At 45.4% G+C, this 18950-nt stretch carries 18 protein-coding genes and 1 pseudogene; 10 read left to right on the top strand and 9 right to left on the bottom strand.

All coding sequences use genetic code 11. From position 1 onward, the window contains the following. Positions 1 to 822: pseudogene (locus LGT40_RS02615) on the bottom strand (bifunctional [glutamate--ammonia ligase]-adenylyl-L-tyrosine phosphorylase/[glutamate--ammonia-ligase] adenylyltransferase); the annotation flags it as partial. 157 nt (positions 823 to 979) lie between these two features. Between LGT40_RS02615 and LGT40_RS02610 the strand changes: the two are divergent. Both LGT40_RS02610 and LGT40_RS02605 read left to right on the top strand, forming a co-directional pair. Continuing rightward, a complete protein-coding gene (locus LGT40_RS02610; protein WP_226072252.1) occupies positions 980 to 1600 on the top strand; it encodes an alternative oxidase in 621 nt (206 codons plus the stop codon). Positions 1601 to 1652: 52 nt separating this feature from the next. Then, a complete protein-coding gene (locus tag LGT40_RS02605; protein WP_226072254.1) occupies positions 1653 to 2021 on the top strand; it encodes a DUF6164 family protein in 369 nt (122 codons plus the stop codon). Between the two features lie 88 nt (positions 2022 to 2109). Here the strand turns inward: LGT40_RS02605 and groL are convergent, their stop codons facing one another. From groL to LGT40_RS02590, 3 genes are all read right to left on the bottom strand, one after another. Beyond that, on the bottom strand, positions 2110 to 3738 hold the full coding sequence (groL, locus tag LGT40_RS02600) for a chaperonin GroEL (RefSeq protein ID WP_226072256.1): 1629 nt from the start codon (positions 3736 to 3738) through the stop codon (positions 2110 to 2112). Between the two features lie 56 nt (positions 3739 to 3794). Then, a complete protein-coding gene (groES, locus tag LGT40_RS02595; RefSeq protein WP_226072258.1) occupies positions 3795 to 4085 on the bottom strand; it encodes a co-chaperone GroES in 291 nt (96 codons plus the stop codon). A gap of 146 nt (positions 4086 to 4231) precedes the next feature. Continuing rightward, complete coding sequence (locus LGT40_RS02590) at positions 4232 to 4687, bottom strand: FxsA family protein (protein WP_226072261.1); 456 nt, start codon at positions 4685 to 4687, stop codon at positions 4232 to 4234. A gap of 228 nt (positions 4688 to 4915) precedes the next feature. Here LGT40_RS02590 and LGT40_RS02585 point away from each other — a divergent pair, with 228 nt between their 5' ends. Continuing rightward, positions 4916 to 6280 carry an OprO/OprP family phosphate-selective porin gene (locus LGT40_RS02585; protein ID WP_226072266.1) on the top strand — a complete coding sequence of 455 codons (1365 nt, stop codon included), beginning with the start codon at positions 4916 to 4918 and terminating at the stop codon, positions 6278 to 6280. A gap of 94 nt (positions 6281 to 6374) precedes the next feature. Further along, complete coding sequence (locus LGT40_RS02580) at positions 6375 to 8165, top strand: GGDEF domain-containing protein (protein WP_226072279.1); 1791 nt, start codon at positions 6375 to 6377, stop codon at positions 8163 to 8165. Positions 8166 to 8196: 31 nt separating this feature from the next. On the opposite strand, the gene LGT40_RS02575 is transcribed toward LGT40_RS02580, so the two are convergent. Then, the gene (locus tag LGT40_RS02575; RefSeq protein WP_226072282.1) at positions 8197 to 8637 is read right to left on the bottom strand and encodes an arsenate reductase ArsC; all 441 of its coding nucleotides are present in this window, start codon (positions 8635 to 8637) and stop codon (positions 8197 to 8199) included. Between the two features lie 154 nt (positions 8638 to 8791). On the opposite strand from LGT40_RS02575, the gene LGT40_RS02570 reads away from it, so the two are divergent. Continuing rightward, positions 8792 to 9469: a TIGR04211 family SH3 domain-containing protein gene (locus LGT40_RS02570; protein ID WP_226072285.1), complete on the top strand. Its 678-nt coding sequence runs from the start codon at positions 8792 to 8794 to the stop codon at positions 9467 to 9469. 42 nt (positions 9470 to 9511) lie between these two features. On the opposite strand, the gene LGT40_RS02565 is transcribed toward LGT40_RS02570, so the two are convergent. After that, the gene (locus LGT40_RS02565) at positions 9512 to 10057 is read right to left on the bottom strand and encodes a HugZ family pyridoxamine 5'-phosphate oxidase (RefSeq protein ID WP_226072288.1); all 546 of its coding nucleotides are present in this window, start codon (positions 10055 to 10057) and stop codon (positions 9512 to 9514) included. Positions 10058 to 10125: 68 nt separating this feature from the next. Further along, on the bottom strand, positions 10126 to 10524 hold the full coding sequence (gene hutX, locus LGT40_RS02560) for a heme utilization cystosolic carrier protein HutX (protein ID WP_226072301.1): 399 nt from the start codon (positions 10522 to 10524) through the stop codon (positions 10126 to 10128). 137 nt (positions 10525 to 10661) lie between these two features. On the opposite strand from hutX, the gene LGT40_RS02555 reads away from it, so the two are divergent. Beyond that, a complete protein-coding gene (locus LGT40_RS02555; RefSeq protein ID WP_226072305.1) occupies positions 10662 to 11078 on the top strand; it encodes an ATP-binding cassette domain-containing protein in 417 nt (138 codons plus the stop codon). 25 nt (positions 11079 to 11103) lie between these two features. Beyond that, positions 11104 to 12888, top strand: coding sequence for an ABC transporter ATP-binding protein (locus LGT40_RS02550; RefSeq protein ID WP_226072310.1), 1785 nt, complete (start codon positions 11104 to 11106; stop codon positions 12886 to 12888). Between the two features lie 104 nt (positions 12889 to 12992). On the opposite strand, the gene ilvD is transcribed toward LGT40_RS02550, so the two are convergent. Beyond that, positions 12993 to 14846: a dihydroxy-acid dehydratase gene (gene ilvD / locus LGT40_RS02545; RefSeq protein WP_226072313.1), complete on the bottom strand. Its 1854-nt coding sequence runs from the start codon at positions 14844 to 14846 to the stop codon at positions 12993 to 12995. A gap of 122 nt (positions 14847 to 14968) precedes the next feature. On the opposite strand from ilvD, the gene argA reads away from it, so the two are divergent. After that, entirely contained in the window at positions 14969 to 16264 is a 1296-nt protein-coding gene (gene argA / locus LGT40_RS02540) for an amino-acid N-acetyltransferase (RefSeq protein ID WP_226072316.1), read from the top strand. On the opposite strand, the gene LGT40_RS02535 is transcribed toward argA, so the two are convergent. Further along, positions 16261 to 16776 carry an RNA pyrophosphohydrolase gene (locus LGT40_RS02535; protein WP_226072318.1) on the bottom strand — a complete coding sequence of 172 codons (516 nt, stop codon included), beginning with the start codon at positions 16774 to 16776 and terminating at the stop codon, positions 16261 to 16263. The two genes, argA and LGT40_RS02535, sit on opposite strands and share 4 nt — an antisense overlap. 147 nt (positions 16777 to 16923) lie before the next feature. Here LGT40_RS02535 and LGT40_RS02530 point away from each other — a divergent pair, with 147 nt between their 5' ends. Together LGT40_RS02530 and gatB are read left to right on the top strand one after the other, a co-directional pair. Then, positions 16924 to 17580, top strand: coding sequence for a histidinol-phosphatase (locus tag LGT40_RS02530; protein WP_226072321.1), 657 nt, complete (start codon positions 16924 to 16926; stop codon positions 17578 to 17580). 46 nt (positions 17581 to 17626) lie between these two features. After that, positions 17627 to 18950: Asp-tRNA(Asn)/Glu-tRNA(Gln) amidotransferase subunit GatB (gatB, locus tag LGT40_RS02525; protein WP_226343150.1), on the top strand; the 1324-nt coding region annotated here is incomplete at its 3' end.

Below are 18950 nucleotides of genomic sequence, written 5' to 3'. Positions count from 1 at the left end.
TGGACGCAGTAATTCACTAATCGCTTTTCTATCATGCGCACTGCCGGTGATGGGCCTAGCCTTGATCATTGCATAGCGTTCCCATTCACGTCCCTGGGTTTGATAGTAGTCTTCCATCGCATCAAAACTGGCCACCAGTGAGCCGCTTTCACCAAATGGTCGTAGACGCATATCGACCCGAAACACAAAGCCATCCACGGTGACATTATCCAGAGCCTGAATTAGCTTACGTCCTAATCGTGTAAAAAATTCTTCGTTCGTCAGGCTTTTCCTTGCCCCTGTAGTCTCACCTTCCTCGGGATAAGTAAAAATCAGGTCAATATCGGAAGACAGGTTTAACTCACCTGCTCCCATTTTTCCCATTCCTAAAACAATCAGAGATTGCTTCTGTTGTTGCCTGTCCATTGGTATGCCAAGCAGTTCGGTTTGCCACAAATAAAGTTTGTCTAAAGCCTGCTCAACACAACAATCCGCTAATGCCGTTAATTCACGCATGGTTTCAGCCAAATCAGCCCAACCGGCTAAATCTCGCCAGATAATTCGTACCATTTCACGTTGTCGAAAAAACCGCAATTGTTGATGCAACTGAGCTTCATCTTTGACATCAGCTAATCTGGATTGCAGCCTATGTTGATAGCCGTCATCGGTATACACCTTTTCCAAATCACCACTCTCGACTAACTCACGCAACCGTTGCGGTTGTCTGTCACCCTGATTCAAAACATATTCACTGCCCATCAATACCGTTGAGGCAGAGTCCAATAAATTTTGCTTATCCTGCAAAATCGATTGCCATGCTTGTGTAAGTGGTGTTCTGGTCATGCTTTCCTCATTCGCTATTTCAAAATGCACAGTCATTGAAAATGTGTCTAAACTAACAGAACATATGGCTTATCGCGATGCAATAACGACGAAACTTTCACATCCGTTAATGTAATCTTCTCGACAATAAACTGCCGTCTCGTCAAAGGAGACTACGATGGACCACACTGAGAGTCGACCGTACCACCATCAACCTGAAACCATTTCTGATCGAATCGCTTTAGCAATTGTTAAGTTTATGCGTTTCTTTGCTGATGCCTTCTTTTCGGGGCGTTATGGACATCGTGCAGTGGTACTTGAAACCGTGGCTGCTGTCCCCGGTATGGTCGGTGGCGCACTACAGCATCTTCGCTCATTACGCCGCATGGAAGATGACGATGGCTGGATCAGCACTTTGCTGGATGAAGCCGACAATGAACGCATGCATTTGCTGACTTTCGTACAAATTGCCAAACCCAGCTGGTTTGAACGCGTTATCATTATTATCGCTCAAGGTGTTTTCTATAATTTGTTTTTTATCCTTTATCTTCTCTCATCTCGCATAGCTCACAGGATTGTAGGCTATCTCGAAGAAGAAGCGGTCTACAGCTATACCGAATATTTAGCCGGTATCGATTCAGGTAAATACGAAAATGTAGTGGCACCTCAAATTGCGATTGATTACTGGAATCTGTCACAAGATGCACGGCTCAGAGATGTGGTTTTGGTTGTTAGAGATGATGAAGCAAAACATCGAGATGTGAATCATGATTTTGCCAACCAACTGCAAAACGCATAAGATGCCGCTTCAATATCGACCAACCTGAATGCGCTGACAGACAAGGACGACTATGGCGACTTTATTATTTCGACTCAACAATGTGCCTGAAGACGAAGCTGAAGATGTTCGGCAATTGCTGGACGACAAGGGCTTTGCTTTTTATGAAACCCAGGCAGGTTTTTTTGGTTTGGGTGTCGCCGCAATCTGGCTGGTGAATGACGATCAACTGCCACGGGCGAAAGCTGTTTTGGATGAATATCAGGCCAAACGCGCGATCGAGCAACGACAGCATTATGAAACACTTCGTGCCAATGGTGAGATTCCCGGTTTTTTCCAATCTATTTTGCAACATCCTATTCGTTTTATTGGCGTTTTATTACTTATAGCATTTGTATTAAGCCTGATGCTAATCCCTTTTTGGAAAACCCTGCATCCTTAACATTACAACTACGTACCAAACATGAGATAAGAAAAAAGCCCTACCTTTTTCAAGATAGGGCTTTTTTGTATGTGCTAGATGTAACGGATTACATCATGCCGCCCATGCCGCCCATATCAGGCATTGCAGGCGCGTCTTCTTTCGGTAATTCAGCAATCATGGCTTCTGTAGTCAACATCAGACCCGCAACTGAACCTGCATTTTGTAATGCAGTACGCGTGACTTTGGTTGGATCCAGAATACCCATTTCAATCATGTCGCCATATTCACCGGTCGCAGCGTTGTAACCATAGTTACCTTTGCCACCAACCACTTCATTTAAGACAACCGATGCTTCATCACCCGAGTTGGTTACGATTTGACGTAAAGGCTCTTGCATTGCACGACGCGCGATAGCAATACCAGCGTCCTGGTCCAAATTGTCACCTTTCAGATCACCCAGGCTGACTTCAGCACGAACCAGCGCGACACCACCACCAGCAACAACGCCTTCTTCAACAGCAGCGCGAGTGGCATGTAATGCATCTTCAACGCGTGCTTTTTTCTCTTTCATTTCAATTTCAGAGCCAGCACCTACACGAATAACTGCAACACCACCGGCTAATTTAGCGACACGCTCTTGCAGTTTTTCTTTATCGTAGTCTGAAGATGAATCCGCGATTTGTGCACGAATCTGTTCAACACGAGCGGTGATTTCATCAGCACGGCCAGCACCATCGATAATCGTGGTGTTTTCTTTGCTGACAGTGATTTTCTTCGCTTGACCCAGGTCATCCAAGGTGACTTTTTCCAGGTTCAAACCAACTTCTTCAGAAATCACAGTACCGCCAGTTAATACAGCGATATCTTCCAACATCGCTTTGCGACGATCACCAAAGCCAGGCGCTTTAACTGCACAGACTTTAACGATGCCACGCATGTTGTTTACCACCAGAGTAGCCAGTGCTTCGCCTTCAACGTCTTCTGAAACGATCAGCAATGGACGGCTAGATTTGGCAACCGCTTCCAATGTAGGCAACAATTCACGGATGTTAGAGATTTTTTTGTCGTACAGCAGAACGTATGGATCATCCAGGTTGGCTGACATCGTTTGCTGTTCGTTGACAAAGTATGGAGAAAGGTAACCGCGATCAAACTGCATACCTTCTACAACGTCGAGTTCATTTTCAAAACCACGACCGTCTTCAACTGTGATAACGCCTTCTTTACCGACTTTTTTCATTGCTTCTGCAATGATGTCACCGACTGATTTGTCAGAGTTGGCAGAAATCGTACCGACTTGTGCGATTGCTTTGTCATCATCACAAGGTGAAGACATTTTTTTCAGTTCTTCAACGGCAGCACTGACTGCTTTATCAATACCGCGTTTCAGATCCATTGGGTTCATACCCGCTGTGACTGATTTCATGCCTTCACGCAAGATGGCTTGAGCAAGTACGGTAGCAGTAGTGGTACCGTCACCCGCAGCATCAGAAGTTTGCGAAGCAACTTCTTTCACCATTTGTGCGCCCATGTTTTCAAATTTGTTTTCTAATTCGATTTCTTTAGCAACTGAAACACCATCTTTAGTGATAGTTGGTGCGCCGTAGCTTTTATCTAAAATAACATTGCGACCTTTAGGGCCCAGGGTCACTTTTACCGCGTTGGCCAGCGTGTTAACGCCTTTGACCATCAGCTGGCGCGCATCTGCGCCGAATTTGACTTCTTTAGCAGCCATTGTAATTCCTCTTTATAGCTATGTTTAACGTAACCAGATGTGAAACCGTCAGAAGCTTACGCTTCGATCACAGCAACAATATCGTCTTCACGCATTACCAGCAGTTCTTCGCCTTCCACTTTGACTTCGGTGCCGGCATATTTGCCAAACAGCACTTTGTCACCGACTTTGACAGCCAGAGGACGAACTTCACCAGATTCGGTAATTTTGCCGTTACCCGCTGCGAGAATCTCGCCACGAGATGGTTTTTCTGCTGCATTGTCAGGAATGACAATTCCACCAGCAGAGGTAGTTTCTTCTTCCATGCGACGAACAATCACACGATCATGAAGGGGACGAAGGTTCATTAGTTTTATCCTCCAAAAGTAACAAAAATGACCAAGAAAATTCCAGGAACCCCTTTAATGGGGCTGCCTGAACAAACTTCAAGTGCCTGAGTTAAAAAATTTCTGAAAATCTTGTTAAACAGACGGGAATACTTACATTATCGGTATTAACGAATATTACGCTGGTCGTCATCCTGAATGACTTCACCTTCGATAATATCCTCGTTCTGCGAATAACGAGATTGTGCTGTCCATTTCTGACGGAAGAGCACATTGCTGTTACGAATTAATTTCAATAACAGTGCACGGCGAATGACGGGCACAAGTAATAAAAAACCCACAGCATCTGTGACAAATCCCGGAATCAACAACAGAAAGCCACTGACAAATAATGTCATTCCTTCCAGCATCTCTAAAGCAGGAGTTTCACCTCGCCGTATCGATTCCTGGGCACGTTGCATCGTAACCAGTCCCTGCAACTTAACTAACCACGCCCCTAAAACTGCGGTTGCAATGACAAAGAGGATGGTCCATCCCGCACCGATAACTTCGCCAACTTCAATTAAAACGTAAATTTCGGCAATCGGTACCAATAGAAATAGCAAAAAAAGCCATTTAAACATGTCGTTTCCTTAACGGATATCAATATAAGAACAGATTGGGACGGAAATAGAGATTTCAAGCCATTAGTGAGCATTGGACTGTCGTTTTTTAGCAACAGATCTCTCATTTTGTTGCGTTGTAACACAACTGTCACACAATTTTCATCACGCTGAAATATTCCAGCCTTAAGGTGTGCAGGTCTCGGACATTTAAGCCGAACATGTTTCGTTAACAATGAGGATAGCCCCTTGAAACTAAAAACATCTGCAATCTTAATCGCCGGCGCACTTCTGGGTGCTGCCACTCTGCCTGCACAGGCCAACAATGATGCCATGATGGATCTGTTAAAAGTATTACGTGACAAAGGTACTATCAGCAATGATGATTACCAATTGCTGACCAATGCTGCTGCCGCTGATAAAGAAATGGCAGAAGCAGATAAAGAAGAGCTGAAAAAAGAAGTTGAAACAGCTACTGCTGATATGCCAAAAATTACCACAGATGGCAAATTGGTCGTTTCAGACCGTGAAGGTAACTGGGAATTCCAACCAATTGGTCGTGTAATGTGGGATGCAGTGAATGCTGATGCCGACACCGGTGATAGTAGTGATGACGTAAAAGGTACTGAACTGCGTCGCGCTCGCCTTGGTTTCGAAGGCAAAATTTATGATATGGGCTACAAATTTGAAGCCGATTTTGCTGGTGGCGATGCGTCTATTAAAGATGCTTATGTCAGTTACGGTAACTCGCTGACCGATACAACTAAATACGGTATTAAATTGGGTCAGTCACATATTCCATTTGGTTTAAACACCAAAATCAGCTCAAAATACATGACCTTTATTGACCGTCCATTTTTTGCTGATAGCAGTGTTTCACCAGCTCGCGCCAGTGGTGTAGTCGCTGCAGTAAATGACAAAGATTACAAATGGGCACTTGCTGCTGGTTTACAAAATGGTGGATTAGACGACGGCACAACTTATGAAATCAACGGTAGCACTTTCGCTGTCCGTGGTTCTTTCCTGCCCTATTTCCAAGATGAGAAACACATGATTCAGTTGGGTGCAGCTTACCTGACACAAGGTGGTGGTGATGAGTTTGGCTTCCGTCCGGACTTAGTGAGCCATGAAGATCAATTTAGACCTCTAAATACAACCACTATCGCTGCAAATGAATTTGATGGTGCTGATGCATTTACCGTTGATGCAATGGCTATCTTTGGCTCATTCCATGCAATGGCGGAATACCTGGATCACACCATTAATCAAGAAACTGGCAGTGATATTGATACCTCAGGTTATGCCATTGAAGCAGGTTATTTCCTGACTGGCGAATCGCTGAAATGGAAAAAAGGCTACACATCAGGCGTTTCACCAAAATCTTCTTATGGTGCATGGCAACTTGCTGCTCGTTTTGAAAACATTGAAATTGATAACGTAGGCACAAGTGAATATGACAAATTTACAGTTGGTGTGAATTATTACCCAACTAAAAATACTCGTCTGATGTTGAACTATGATCACGTTACCGACCTGAGTGTTGATGGTGCGAGTGATGCAATCAACTCTGCTGAACCTTCAGCAATCAAATTCCGCGCTCAAGCCTTCTGGTAGGCCGCGGAAACTAGAGAGTTATCTCCTCTGCAAAGTTGCCCCACTCTTTTGGGTGGGGCTTTTTTGTATCTGAACTACAGAGCGTTGATTTCCAATGACAAAAGAAGAATTGCTGCAATTTACCTCACTGGAAGACATTCTTGCCACGGCGGCGCTTACTCCTATATTTCAACCTATCGTTTCATTAAAAAGCCAGGAAATATATGGTTTTGAGGCGTTGATTCGAGGTCCATCTGACAGTGTTTTGCACTCACCAATCAACTTGTTTGATGCGGCTAGCCGTCATGGCCGGCTGGCTGAATTGGATTTATTATGTCGTGAGATAGCGATTGCACGTTTTGGAGAATTGGGACTCAAAGCCAAACTTTTTATTAACACTATTCCTGCTGCACTATTGCAGCCAGATTATCCACATGGTTTAACGACAAAGTTTTTGAAAAGAGCCGGCATTCCTGCTGAGCAAGTCGTTATTGAACTCACCGAACAATATCCCATCGATGATTATGTATTGATGCGGCAAGCCACTGAACACTATCGTGATATGGGTTTTTCGATTGCGATTGATGATTTGGGCGCTGGCTATTCAGGGTTGCGAACCTGGTCTGAATTAAGGCCCGACTTTGTGAAACTGGATCGGCATTTTATGCAAAACATTCATGAAGACCAGCAGAAAAAACAGTTTGTTCAGTCGATGATTGATATTGCACAAAGCAGTAACTGCCGGGTTATTGGTGAAGGTGTAGAAGTCCGTGAAGAATATCTCGTGGCACAAGCCATGGATATGCATTTTGCCCAAGGCTATTACTTTGCCAGACCTGCGGCAAACCCTAAAACAATTCTCCCGCCCGCCCTGTTTGCTAAACGCCAGCGTCGAGAGCACATTCATTCCGGTGTGCCTCGCTCTGATTCTTTAGTGGGTAGCCTGCTCACTCAGCTCACCCCAATACGCACCTATCATGATGTCAATCAAGTCGGTGAACGATTCCAAAGTGCGGTCAAGCTGGCTTCTCTGCCAGTATTAAATGAAAACAATACCGTTGCCGGGATGGTTTGGCGTGATGAGTTTATGACGTTATATGCCAGTCGTTATGGTCGGGATTTACATGGTCGAAAACCTATTCATCTCTTTATGGATAGTCGCCCTATTACCGCTGAAACCACCTTGCCATTAAAAAGTCTCAGCCAACGAATTACCAGCCAGGACTCTTCTCAACAACACAGTGTTTTTATTATTACAGAGCAAGGTTATTACCGAGGGGTTGGCAGCTTGATGGACTTGTTGCGTCAAATCACCGACTTACAACTGACCATCGCACGCCATGCCAATCCGCTGAGTGGATTGCCTGGGAATGTCCCGTTAAACGAGCATATTCAACAAGCCATCCGCCAAAAACGCCATGTTACCGTTTGTTATTTTGATTTGGATAATTTTAAGCCCTATAACGATACCTATGGTTATAACAAAGGCGATAAAGTGATTAACAAAACGGCCAAAATCCTCAGTCAGAATATTGATTATGAGAATGACTTTTTAGGTCATGTTGGTGGGGATGATTTCATTATTATCTTTGATAGTGAAGATTGGCGGCATCGTTGTGAAAGTATGTTGAAAGCTTTTGAAGCGCTTTATGATGAACTTTATAACGAAACCCATCTCCGACAAGGAGGAATTCAAGCTCAGGATCGCCATGGACAGCAGGTGTTCTACCCCCTGCTGAGCTTATCTATTGGTGCAGTCACTATCAGTGATTTTGACTACCTGATTGATGAAGCGGATTTGGCAGAGCACGCGACCAAAGCAAAATCCAAGGCCAAGAAAATATTGGGTAATAGTTTATATCAGCTCAAACTATCAGATTGCGAGACTTTGGCAGAGGTAAGTTAATAAAGCCTTCCCCTCACATTAGGTTTACCGACTATCTGGAGTTTGCCACAGACTTGTTTAATTGCTGCAGAACATAATTAACACGTTGTTTAATTTTTTCGCGAGTGATGCGGAATTCCGCCAGAATTTCGTCTTCAGTACCACGAAATTTCGCCGGGTCGGTCAGCGGTAAATGTAAACGTAAAGTATGGGGGCTGACCACTGGGCACTGTTCGTCAGCATTTTCACATAACGTCACCAGTAAATCGGCCCATTCCAGCATCTCGCCATTAACCCGGATGGATTCTTGCGAAGAAATATCAATACCGACTTCAGCCATCACTTTTATCGCCTGAACATTTTGTCCATGCGCTTCAATACCAGCTGAACATATTTCAATATCATCATGCGTCAAAAATCTGGCCCAGCCTTCCGCCATCTGTGATCGACATGAATTACCCGTACATAAAAACATGATTCTGAACTTTTCCATAACACACCCCATTTAATTCACCGGTCAGCCTAGCAACCTTTTGTGACAAAGCCATTAACACTCATTAAAGATTGCTAATGATTCTTAACTGCACTTGAAATCAGCCGCATAGCTTCTGCTAGAATGGCGCTTTAATCTAATGCCGGATCCACTCGTGAAAAAAATTCTTATCAGCTTATTACTCATTGCCACTCCGATGTTACTCCCTTCCATCACCTCAGCGCAGACTACCCGCTATGTGTCGGATGAACTGGAAATCACAATGCGTAATGGTCAGGGTCTGGAATTTGGTATTCGAAAAATGTTGAAATCCGGTACCGAACTGGCTGTATTAGATAATGACCCTTCCGGTTATTCAAAAGTACGAACCAACGAAGGAGTTGAAGGTTGGGTGTTATCACGTTATCTGACCAATAACCCAAGTGCCCGCGATCAATTAGCCGCCAAAGAACAGCGTATTGCCAATCTGGAGCTGGAAATCACCGGGTATAAAGATGAAATTGCTCAATTGAGCTCTCAAACCACTGAAGCCGATGACCAAAATATGTCGCTGAAAGAAACGGCGCAAAGGCTGAGTAAAGAATTAGACGACCTACGCCGTACCGCCTCCAATGCTGTCGCTCTGGAAAGCGAAAATCGTCAGTTAAAAGAACGTTTGCAACAGATCGATCATGAAATTCAGTCCATCGTGATTGAAAACAATACCCTGAAAGACAATGACGCAAAGAACTGGTTTTTGATTGGAGCCGCAGTATTATTTGGCGGCGTCATTATTGGTCTGGTCTTACCCAGCCTGAGAATGCGGAAAAAAAGTTCCTGGGGTAATTTCTAAATTAAGCCTCTCAGCGCCGCCAACCATCGCGGCGCTGAGAAGTTATTCTGACTCATCTTGCCTGATCACCATTTCTCGCTTTCTGTGTCCGTCGCGTAAATGTTCCAGGCTCTCTCCCGCCAGCGTCCCTCCATCAATCTGGTAGGCTTTGCCAAAGCCCTTCACATAGCGCCCACCACGTGGTTTAAGTTTGAATAAACGAAAATCGCTTAACTGGCTCAAATTGGTGATTCGCTGTCCGTGACGTTCGGTTAATAATGCAATCCCCACATGCCAGGCATCTGACTCTACCTGAATCCATTCCGCTTCAACCTGATAGGTTACCCTTAGCCGGGCGAATAATTCGATTGCCGAATCTTCATCTTCAATAATAAGAACTGACGCTTGGGGATGAATCCGCAAATTCACCCCGTGAACCGCAATATCACTGACTAAAACGTATAGACAATCCCGTCCCACAGCAAACGCGGCGTAAGACGCATAGGGATGATTATTTTCATCCAATGTTGATAGCATCAATGTTTTACGACTGTTCACCATCATCATGATTTCATCACTGATTTGCTGTTCTAAACCTTTATTTTTCATCTTTTTGTCCCAGTGGATCTGCCATTAATCATCGCCAAGCGCTTAGGCTGCTGATTGGAAATCAAATCTTAATACTGCTGCATTAACTGATAAAACCTGTCGCGCTGTGATGTGAGCAATTCGCCCTGTTCATCACGTCCCAGAAATACTTTAAAAATTACCTCATTGTTTGCATCTTCAAACACAAAAGCATAACTTTCCCGGCCTCGGTGGGGTTTGGTCTGAAAGCGAATGTGTTCAACTTTCTGCAAATTAAGATGCCCATGAAAGCCATTCCCGTCAGAATGCAAGTTATAGAACCCCTCCGCCTGACTGCCTTTGGGAAATGGTCCACTGAACTCAAATACACTTCCCCCATGAATTACAATGGTGGTCATTGGCCCCCATTCAGCAAGCTGTTCCAACAAGGGTTGAGCCTGTTGCCCAGGCATCATTCCCGCTGGAGGTGAGGTGTGATCCTGTTGCATGTTTATTCTCCTTTTTAAAACTGATAGCTTACAGCTAATCACACGTCATGCCCTGGCGTTGAATGCTTTCTTGCTGTGAGAAGCCGAAGCCAGCCATCAGGCAATCTATGTCGAAAAATTAAAGCCAATTAATCATTATGACGGTTATTGGAATTGGGATTACCGTCTCGGCAACTGGTATTAGCGGCTTTGTCAGTCTGGCCAGAGTATTATTACCACTCTCTCCAGCAGAAGAGTCTCCATTATTATTGTGGGATGAACCCGTCTCTGCCCAGGATATTGGACAACAACATCAGGTATTGAATTTGGTAAAATCATTATGTCTGCAAAATGGTTTGGTGATGATCAGTATTTTGCATGATTTGAACCAGGCGAGTCGTTATGCTGACAAAGTGTGGCTTTTGCATCAGGGTGAACTCATTGCCCAAGGATCAACACTGCAGGTACTTCAACCTGAAACAGTAATGAAAATATGGGTTTATCAGCCAGAACTGATTTTCAACAGCCGAGGCCAGCAGATACTGTTCTGGCTCTCTTTGCATTGCTGTCCATAGCCCCTAACTGAATTGATTGACATCCATGAGCACAGAAACCAGCTATCAGCTTAAAGGCATACTCAAACAGGCATTGAGTTATAAAAAGCATCTGATTAAAGCCAATCTGATAGCACTGATTGCTACGCTTTGCGCAGTACCTGTGCCTTTATTACTGCCGATAATGGTGGATGAAGTTTTACTTAATCAGCCTGGTACGGCTGTTGCGTTTATTTCCGCATTCACCCCACTGGATTGGCATGGCCCAATTCTGTTTATCAGTGCCATGTTGATTCTGACCTTGGTTTTACGACTAGCCTCGCTCGTCTTAAACGTTTTGCAGTCACGCTATTTCACGATTATTGCCAAACGCATTACCTTTCGAATTCGCCGCCAGCTGATTAAACGATTGGGCAAAATTGCTATAAGTGAATATGAAACCCGTGGCAGTGGCGGCATTTCATCTCATTTTGTTACCGATATTGAGGTGATTGATAATTTTATCGGTAACACCATCAGCCGCTTTATTGTGGCGGTACTCAGTATTATCGGTACCGCCGTCATCCTCCTGTTTTTGCACTGGCAATTAGCTTTACTGATTCTATTTATGAATCCGCTGGTAATTTATTTCACTATGCGTGTGGGCAAACAGGTCAAGAACCTGAAAAAAAATGAAAATACAGCTGTTGAGATATTTCAGCAAAGTCTGACCGAAACACTTGATGCCATTCAGCAGATCCGAGCTGCTAATCGTGAAAAGCATTATTTTTTGCGGGTGATTGATCGGGCTCGAGGCGTTCGAAAACATGCCACCGATTATGCCTGGAAAAGTGATGCCGCCAATCGCATCTCCTTTGTGATATTCCTGTTTGGATTTGATGTATTTCGGGCTGTGAGCATGTGGATGGTGGTGTTTTCCGATCTGAGTATTGGCCAGATGTTCGCGGTGTTTGGTTATCTGTGGTTCATGATGGGACCGGTTCAGGAAGTATTAAATATCCAGTATGCCTATTATGCTGCCGGTGCAGCGGTTTCCAGGCTGAACAGCTTATTTTCATTAAAACAGGAAGTCATTTATCCGGCCAAAAACAATCCGTTTGCTGAAGGTCAGCCCAGCAGTATTCGAATTGAAAATCTGCATTTTAGTTATGACGAAAACAATCCGGTTTTGAGTGGTGTTTCACATGATATCAAAGCAGGTGAAAAAGTGGCACTGGTTGGAGCCAGCGGCGCAGGTAAGTCGACTTTGGTAAATGTTTTACTGGGTTTATATCCTGCAGATAAAGGCATGGTTTATTTCAATGAGGTACCGGTCAGTGATATCGGCCTGGAAAATGTCCGAGAACATGTCGCGACAGTGTTGCAGCATCCCGCCTTGTTTAACGATTCGGTGCGGGAAAATATTACTCTGGGACGCGATTACCCCGATGAGGCTATCTGGCAGGCAATACAAATTGCGCAGATTGAAGATGTGATTCAGTCCATGCCAGAGGGCTTGGATACGTTGATTGGTCGCTCTGGTATCAAATTATCTGGTGGTCAACGACAACGACTGGCGGTCGCCAGAATGGCATTGATGAATCCCAGTGTGGTGGTACTGGATGAAGCTACCTCAGCACTCGACAGTGATACGGAACATCATCTGCATATCGCCTTGGCGGATTATCTGAAAAACCGCACCACTATCATCATTGCTCATCGTTTAAGTGCTGTACGACAGGCCGATCGTATCGTCGTGTTTGATGGCGGTGAAATCATTGCCGATGGCGATCATGACAGCCTGATTCAGCAACACGGCATTTACCAGAAACTTTACGCTCAGCAGATTTAGGCTCGAATTCACCATAGAGACTCAGAGGTTAAAAAAATATATCCTTATCACATCGAAAGTTTTCTCTGTGCCCTCTGTTTCTCTATGGTTAATATCCCTAAACCTCAGCGGCGTTTCAGCTGCTCAACATCACGCACTGCGCCTCTAGCAGCAGAGGTAGTCAAAGCCGCATAGGCCTGCAACGCAACGCTGACTTTACGTTCTCGACTCACCGGTTTCCAGGCCATCTCACCACGTTGCTCCATGGCAATGCGTCTTTCCGCCAGCTGTGCATCAGTTAATTCAACATTGATACTGCGCCCCGGGATATCGATATGAATGATATCGCCTTCTTCGACCAAACCGATATTGCCACCCTCTGCAGCTTCAGGGGAAGCATGACCAATGGATAAACCGGAAGTACCGCCTGAGAACCGGCCGTCAGTCAATAACGCGCATAGCTTGCCAAGTCCTTTTGATTTCAGATAGCTGGTGGGATACAGCATTTCCTGCATACCAGGACCACCTTTCGGCCCCTCATAACGAATCAAAACCACATCACCGGCCTGAACCTGCTCCGTCAAAATGGCAGTCACTGCGTGATCCTGCGACTCAAAAATACGTGCCGGGCCCGAAAATTTCAGAATCGATTCATCCACTCCGGCGGTTTTTACGATACAGCCCTCTTCCGCCAAATTACCAAACAGAACCGCCAGGCCTCCGTCTTTGCTGTAGGCATGTTCAACATTGCGAATACAACCATTTTCACGATCCAAATCCAATGACGGCCAGCGACAGTCCTGACTAAACGCGGTTTGTGTTGGAATTCCCGCTGGTCCGGCTAAATAACGCAGTTGCGCAGGTTGATGATCACTGCGCGCCACATCCCATAGCGCCAGGCCTTCAGCCATGGTTTTGCTGTGAACAGTTGGCACTCCGGTATGCAATAAACCGCCAGCAGCCAATTCAGAGAGGATGCCAATGACCCCACCGGCACGGTGCACATCTTCCATATGATATTTATTGGTTGCCGGTGCAACTTTGCAAAGATTAGGAATCTTGCGGGACATCCGGTCGATATCAGACATAGTGAAATCGACTTCACCTTCGTGCGCAGCCGCCAATAAATGTAAAACCGTATTAGTCGAACCGCCCATGGCAATATCCAGCGCAATCGCATTCTCAAATGCGGCTTTGCTGGCAATGGCGCGAGGCAAGACATCTTCTTCATTATTTTCGTAATAACGTTTTGCTAAATCGACAATCCGCCGCCCTGCCTCCAGAAACAGTTCACGACGATCCGCATGCGTCGCCAACAGTGAACCATTTCCAGGAAGTGACAAACCCAGGGCTTCGGTCAAACAATTCATTGAATTAGCGGTGAACATACCTGAGCACGAACCACAGGTTGGACAAGCACTACGCTCTACCTGTGCCACATCTTCATCACTGACATTGTCATCGGCCGCTTGTACCATGGCGTCAACCAAGTCGAGCTTGACGTCCAATCCGGCCAGTTTGGTTTTACCCGCTTCCATGGGGCCACCGGAAACAAACACGGCTGGAATATTTAATCGCAATGCCGCCATCAACATGCCCGGCGTAATTTTGTCGCAATTGGATATACAAACCAGCGCATCAGCACAGTGGGCATTAACCATGTATTCAACGGAGTCAGCAATAATTTCGCGTGAAGGCAGACTGTAAAGCATGCCGCTATGGCCCATCGCGATGCCATCATCGACAGCAATCGTATTGAATTCTTTCGCAACACCACCCACTCTTTCGATTTCACGCGCCACTAACTGACCCAGATCTTTTAGATGAACATGACCCGGAACAAACTGCGTGAAGGAGTTCGCAATCGCTATAATAGGTTTGCTGAAATCATCATCCTTCATGCCTGTAGCCCGCCATAAAGCACGGGCGCCCGCCATATTCCGGCCGGCTGTAGAAGTTTTTGAACGATATTCAGGCATTGATATTCTCCAACTAAAATTGAGACTGATGATCGGTCGAGATAAAGAAAATTTCATCAGTTTATATAAAAGATTTTACACGCAACTTGGCAAGCATGTTGAGACTACGATAAAAAGACAGTATGAATTCATCATCACATCAACCAACTGACGCCCATTTCGCCACGACAACCTCCTGGTTTAGAGCGGCTGCACCCTATATTCATGCGCACAGTGGCGCGACGTTTGTTATCACATTTGATGGCGAAACGATTGCGGCAGATAATTTTGATCACCTGATCCACGATCTGGCGATTCTGAATAGTCTGGATATTCGACTGGTACTGGTGTTTGGTGCCCGCCCACAAATCGAAGCGCAATGTGAAAAATTAAACATTCCCGTTAAGTATCATCGTGGATTACGGATAACCGACGATGCCAGCTTACAAATTGCCCGGGCGGTGATGGGAGATTTGCGAATTGCCATTGAATCAAAATTATCATTTGGTCTACCGCATACACCCATGGCGGATTCACGGATTCGGTGTGTCAGTGGAAATTTAGTCACCGCACGTCCGGCCGGTATTATCGATGGCATTGATTTGGGCCACACCGGTGAAGTCAGAAGAATTGATGCGGAAGGTATCCAGCAACAACTGGCTAACGGCAACCTGGTATTACTGCCGCCTTTGGGATATTCATTAACTGGTGAGATCTTTAACTTATCAGCGGAATCAATTGCAACTGCCGTGGCGACACGTTTACAGGCAGACAAACTTATTTTTATCGGCCAGAGTAATGAAAGTTTGCCGCGCGAAATTACCCTTCAACAGGTGAAGGATTATGACCATCCTTCGTTGAATGCTGCTGTGACTGCCTGCGAAGCCGGTGTCTGCCGGGTACATTTACTGGATCGTTCTGTGGATGGTGCATTGTTACAAGAATTATTCAGCCGTGACGGTGTAGGCACATTGATTAGTGCCACATCTTTTGAAACTACCCGTCAGGCAAATATTGATGATGTCGGGGGCATTCTGGAGCTACTGCAACCCCTTGAACAAAATGGGATCCTGGTCAAGCGCTCCCGGGAGTTACTGGAACGGGAAATTGAGCATTTCACAGTGATGGAGCGTGACGGCACCGTTGTCGCCTGTGCTGCGCTATATCCGTATCCGGAAAACAATGCGGCAGAACTGGCCTGTATGGCAATATCAACCGATTACCGGCACCAGGGGCGCGGCAAACAGTTATTGAATATTCTGGAGAAGCAAGCCAGATCGGCTGGCTGGGAAACATTGTATGTGCTGACAACACAAACCGCGCACTGGTTTATTGAGCACGGCTTCCAGCCGTCTGCTATCAGTGATTTGCCCATGCAAAAACAGGCATTGTATAACTATCAGCGCAATTCCAGTGTTTTCAGTAAACGACTGATTTAGCCAGTTGAGGAATCGCGATTTCCAGCACGTTTACGATATTCAGGAAATAACAATGGCGCAAACTCATGCAGCGCTTTTTCATATACCCGACGTTTGAAAAAGACGATCTCTTCCACTGGCGTCCAGTAATCCACCCAGCGCCAATCATCAAATTCAGGCTTTTCATGCAAATCCAGCCGCACATCGGCTTCATCACCGGTAAAGCGCATCAGAAACCAACGTTGTTTCTGACCGATACATAGGGGTTTATTTCCATAGCGCAAATAGCGTTTGGGCAAACGATAACGCAACCAACTGCGGGTGGTTGCCAATAACTCAACGTGTTCACGGCCCAAACCAATTTCTTCCGTTAATTCACGGAAGGCTGCCTGTTCCGGCGTCTCGTTGATTTTAATGCCGCCTTGGGGAAACTGCCATGAGTCGTGCTGAGCACGTTGCGCCCAAAGCACTTGGTTGAGATCATTGCAGAGGATAATCCCCACATTGGCTCTAAAGCCATCTTTGTCTATCACGGTTCAATCTCTCACCGGGGTAACGATAAGCAACAACCACCGGCACATAATTTATTTAATAAGTTTAGATTAGTGAATGAGACATGAGGATGCAACGCATTTTGTCTTACAATAGGCGCTCATTTTATCGGGACATGACCAGTTACAATGGCTTTAGCAATATTTGACTTAGACAATACCTTACTCGGCGGGGACAGTGATTATTTGTGGGGGCGCTATTTGGCGGAAAATGGCATCGTAGATCCACAAAGTTATCACGACACCAATCTGGCTTTTTATCATGACTATCAGGCTGGCAGGCTGGATATAAATGCCTTTCTGGAATTTGTCTTCGAACCGCTGGCAAAAAACAGTATGCAAGACCTGCTGGCGTGGCGCTCAGAATACTTACAACAGAAAATCCATCCAATCATCTTGCCAAAAGGGCGTGAACTGATTGAACAACATCGTCAGCAAGGCGACACCTTGCTTATCATTACCGCTACCAATAGTTTTTTAACTACTCCTATCGCCGAGCTGTTAGGGATTGACAATCTGATTGCCACTGATCCCGAGATGGTGGATGGTCGCTATACAGGTCAAGTGATGGGGGTGCCTTCATTTCAGCACGGAAAAGTTGTCCGTTTGCAATATTGGTTACTCGAACATCAACTTGATCTTGAAGGCAGTTATTTTTACAGCGATTCACATAATGATTTACCGCTGCTGGAACAGGTGCATATCCCGGTTGCTGTGGATCCGGATGACAAATTGGCCGGCATTGCGAAACAGCGTGACTGGAAAATTCTCAGTCTGCGTGAATAATTGCTACAATTCGATGTTTTAATCACTTACATTCAGGCCGTCAATTATGGAATGGGAAGTTGTTATCGGGTTAGAAATTCACGCCCAGCTTGCAACCAAAACAAAAATTTTCTCCGGAGCAGCCACTGCTTACGGCGCGGCGCCTAATACTCAGGCTTGTGCTGTTGATCTGGGGTTACCTGGCGTCCTGCCAGTATTGAACAAAGAAGCCGTGCGTATGGCCGTTAAATTCGGTCTTGCAGTCGATGCCGAAATTGCTGACCGCTCAGTATTTGCCCGCAAAAACTATTTCTATCCGGATTTACCCAAAGGCTATCAAATCAGCCAGTTTGAATTGCCTATCGTCGGCAAAGGGCAAATCAGTATTGAAATGGAAGACGGTAGTGAAAAACTGATCGGTATCACCCGGGCGCATCTTGAAGAAGATGCCGGTAAATCTTTACATGAAGATTTTCATGGTCAAACCGGTATTGATTTAAATCGTGCTGGTACGCCATTACTGGAAATCGTTTCTGAGCCGGATATGCGTAGCGCTAAAGAAGCCGTTGCCTACATGAAGAAAATCCATTCTCTTGTGCGTTATCTGGAGATTTGCGACGGCAACATGCAGGAAGGCTCTTTCCGTTGTGATGCGAACGTTTCCATTCGTCCTAAAGGCCAGGAAAAGTTTGGTACCCGCACCGAACTGAAGAACATTAATTCGTTCCGCAATGTTGAACGTGCCATCAATATTGAAATTGAAAGACAGATCGACGTGATAGAATCTGGCGGTACAGTAGTTCAGGAAACGCGTCTCTATGATGCGGATAAAAACGAAACACGCTCAATGCGCAGTAAAGAAGAAGCGAATGATTACCGTTATTTTCCTGATCCTGACTTATTACCAGTCGTACTCGACAAAGATTTGCTTGAACAGGTGCGCGCCACTCTGCCTGAACTGCCAAACGAAAAACGGGATAGACTGGTCAATGAAATGGGCTTATCCAAATATGATGCCAGCGTACTGACCAGCAGCCGTGAACTGGCTGATTATTTTGAGGCTGTACTGGCAGCAACAGGTCATAAAGATCCTAAACAATGCGCCAACTGGGTCATTGGTGATCTCTCCGGTGCATTGAATAAAGCGGGACTGGAAATCACTGAATCTCCTGTATCAGCTCAGCAGCTTGGCAGCGTTTTATTACGCATTCAGGACAACACTATCTCTGGCAAAATCGCCAAACAGGTATTTGAAGCTATTTGGAACGGTGAAGGCACTGATGCTGATGCGGTTATCGAATCCAAAGGACTTAAACAGGTCACCGACACCGGTGCCATTGAAGCAATGATCGATGATGTGATTGCCGCTAATCCAGAGCAAGTACAACAAT

It is taken from the genome of Methylophaga pinxianii (assembly GCF_020447225.1).
In the GTDB taxonomy this organism is placed as follows: Bacteria; Pseudomonadota; Gammaproteobacteria; order Nitrosococcales; family Methylophagaceae; genus Methylophaga; species Methylophaga pinxianii.
Note: the sequence above shows the minus strand (reverse complement) of the source record. Positions and strands in the feature narration are given on the sequence as shown.

Excerpts from the sequence above, each read along its gene's own strand:
- argA (WP_226072316.1), top strand. The coding sequence starts at position 14,969 with ATGAATTCATCATCACATCAACCAACTGACGCCCATTTCGCCACGACA.
- ilvD (WP_226072313.1), bottom strand. The coding sequence starts at position 14,846 with ATGCCTGAATATCGTTCAAAAACTTCTACAGCCGGCCGGAATATGGCG.
- LGT40_RS02550 (WP_226072310.1), top strand. The coding sequence starts at position 11,104 with ATGAGCACAGAAACCAGCTATCAGCTTAAAGGCATACTCAAACAGGCA.
- groES (WP_226072258.1), bottom strand. The coding sequence starts at position 4,085 with ATGAACCTTCGTCCCCTTCATGATCGTGTGATTGTTCGTCGCATGGAA.
- LGT40_RS02605 (WP_226072254.1), top strand. The coding sequence starts at position 1,653 with ATGGCGACTTTATTATTTCGACTCAACAATGTGCCTGAAGACGAAGCT.
- LGT40_RS02530 (WP_226072321.1), top strand. The coding sequence starts at position 16,924 with ATGGCTTTAGCAATATTTGACTTAGACAATACCTTACTCGGCGGGGAC.
- LGT40_RS02590 (WP_226072261.1), bottom strand. The coding sequence starts at position 4,687 with ATGTTTAAATGGCTTTTTTTGCTATTTCTATTGGTACCGATTGCCGAA.
- LGT40_RS02565 (WP_226072288.1), bottom strand. The coding sequence starts at position 10,057 with ATGAAAAATAAAGGTTTAGAACAGCAAATCAGTGATGAAATCATGATG.
- groL (WP_226072256.1), bottom strand. The coding sequence starts at position 3,738 with ATGGCTGCTAAAGAAGTCAAATTCGGCGCAGATGCGCGCCAGCTGATG.
- LGT40_RS02580 (WP_226072279.1), top strand. The coding sequence starts at position 6,375 with ATGACAAAAGAAGAATTGCTGCAATTTACCTCACTGGAAGACATTCTT.
- hutX (WP_226072301.1), bottom strand. The coding sequence starts at position 10,524 with ATGCAACAGGATCACACCTCACCTCCAGCGGGAATGATGCCTGGGCAA.
- LGT40_RS02575 (WP_226072282.1), bottom strand. The coding sequence starts at position 8,637 with ATGGAAAAGTTCAGAATCATGTTTTTATGTACGGGTAATTCATGTCGA.
- LGT40_RS02555 (WP_226072305.1), top strand. The coding sequence starts at position 10,662 with ATGACGGTTATTGGAATTGGGATTACCGTCTCGGCAACTGGTATTAGC.
- LGT40_RS02610 (WP_226072252.1), top strand. The coding sequence starts at position 980 with ATGGACCACACTGAGAGTCGACCGTACCACCATCAACCTGAAACCATT.